This window comes from Halobacillus yeomjeoni (genome assembly GCF_020171525.1).
GTDB lineage: Bacteria > Bacillota > Bacilli > Bacillales > Halobacillaceae > Halobacillus > Halobacillus yeomjeoni.
Map to the genome: position 1 here is coordinate 1 of NZ_JAIVAI010000013.1, position 1,507 is coordinate 1,507.

Here is a 1,507-nt window from a genome sequence, read left to right on the forward strand (position 1 = left end):
CATGTATTAGGCACGCCGCCAGCGTTCGTCCTGAGCCAGGATCAAACTCTCCATAAAAGTTGAAAAAGTTTGTCTTGCTCATTTGCACACCGAATGTGCTTGTTTAAGTTTCTTCTATTGAAGAAGAAATATCTTGACGTACTGGTTGGTTCGTTCAGTTTTCAAAGATCAAAATGTTGTATGCCGCTCAAAACAGCGACTTAACCATCTTATCATGGCTTGTTGTTGGTGTCAACAACTTTTTTTAAAATTAATTGGTGGAGCCTAGCGGGATCGAACCGCTGACCTCCTGCGTGCAAAGCAGGCGCTCTCCCAGCTGAGCTAAGGCCCCATTTATAAGGAATGGTCGGGAAGACAGGATTCGAACCTGCGACCCCTTGGTCCCAAACCAAGTGCTCTACCAAGCTGAGCTACTTCCCGTTTGAAAATGGCGCGCCCGAGAGGAGTCGAACCCCTAACCTTCTGATCCGTAGTCAGACGCTCTATCCAATTGAGCTACGGGCGCATATGAAATTATGGTGCCGAGGGCCGGACTCGAACCGGCACGGTGGAAACCCACCGCAGGATTTTAAGTCCTGTGCGTCTGCCAATTCCGCCACCCCGGCCTGGCAAGTTTTATGTTATACGTCGTGTTGTTCGGTATTAAGTAGCTCTTATAATGATAATGGAGCGGAAGACGGGATTCGAACCCGCGACCCCCACCTTGGCAAGGTGGTGTTCTACCACTGAACTACTTCCGCAATAATGCGGGTGGAGGGACTTGAACCCCCACGCCGTGAAGCACTAGATCCTAAATCTAGCGTGTCTGCCAATTCCACCACACCCGCAAGAAAATGGTGAGCCATGAAGGATTCGAACCTTCGACCCTCTGATTAAAAGTCAGATGCTCTGCCAGCTGAGCTAATGGCTCTCTATGAAAAGTTGTCAGTTTAAAGTATTTAGTTCAAAGCTCAATTTAATACATGGTGCCGGCCAGAGGACTTGAACCCCCAACCTACTGATTACAAATCAGTTGCTCTGCCAGTTGAGCTAGGCCGGCAAGCTGGTGAAAATGGTGGAGGATGCAGGGTTCGAACCTGCGACCCCTTGCTTGTAAGGCAAGTGCTCTCCCAGCTGAGCTAATCCTCCGGATTTATATAAGGCTTGGCAGCGTCCTACTCTCACGGGGATCGACCCGACTACCATCGGCGCTGAAGAGCTTAACTTCTGTGTTCGGCATGGGAACAGGTGTGACCTCTTCGCCTTCACCACCAAACCTTTTGTTTCCTTTTTTCAAGGACAAGATATATTATATTGTCCTTTGAAGAAAATTTCAAGGGTAAATTTAATTTTTTTAAGTAAACCCTCAAAACTGGATAAGGAAAACATTTCAACGATTGAACCAACTACGCTTTTCACGAACGATTAAACCAGATAGATAAGTCGTCGATCAATTAGTATCCGTCAGCTCCACGTGTCACCACGCTTCCACCTCGGACCTATCAACCTCATCGTCTCTGAGGGATCT

General features: G+C 47.8%; 9 tRNA genes and 2 rRNA genes. All 11 read right to left on the minus strand.

What is annotated here, in order from left to right:
- Positions 1 to 255 precede the first annotated feature (255 nt).
- Positions 256 to 331 (minus strand) — tRNA-Ala (locus LCL89_RS16635).
- Between the two features lie 12 nt (positions 332 to 343).
- Positions 344 to 420: transfer RNA gene (locus tag LCL89_RS16640), tRNA-Pro, on the minus strand.
- Positions 421 to 428: 8 nt separating this feature from the next.
- Positions 429 to 505: transfer RNA gene (locus tag LCL89_RS16645), tRNA-Arg, on the minus strand.
- An 11-nt stretch (positions 506 to 516) separates the two neighbouring features.
- Positions 517 to 605 (minus strand) — tRNA-Leu (locus LCL89_RS16650).
- Positions 606 to 665: 60 nt separating this feature from the next.
- Positions 666 to 740: transfer RNA gene (locus LCL89_RS16655), tRNA-Gly, on the minus strand.
- A 5-nt stretch (positions 741 to 745) separates the two neighbouring features.
- Positions 746 to 827 (minus strand) — tRNA-Leu (locus LCL89_RS16660).
- 7 nt (positions 828 to 834) lie between these two features.
- Positions 835 to 910 (minus strand) — tRNA-Lys (locus LCL89_RS16665).
- A 53-nt stretch (positions 911 to 963) separates the two neighbouring features.
- Positions 964 to 1,039, minus strand: a tRNA-Thr gene (locus LCL89_RS16670).
- A gap of 13 nt (positions 1,040 to 1,052) precedes the next feature.
- Positions 1,053 to 1,128 (minus strand) — tRNA-Val (locus tag LCL89_RS16675).
- A 13-nt stretch (positions 1,129 to 1,141) separates the two neighbouring features.
- A 5S ribosomal RNA gene (gene rrf, locus LCL89_RS16680) occupies positions 1,142 to 1,255 on the minus strand.
- Between the two features lie 158 nt (positions 1,256 to 1,413).
- A 23S ribosomal RNA gene (locus tag LCL89_RS16685) occupies positions 1,414 to 1,507 on the minus strand; the annotation flags it as partial.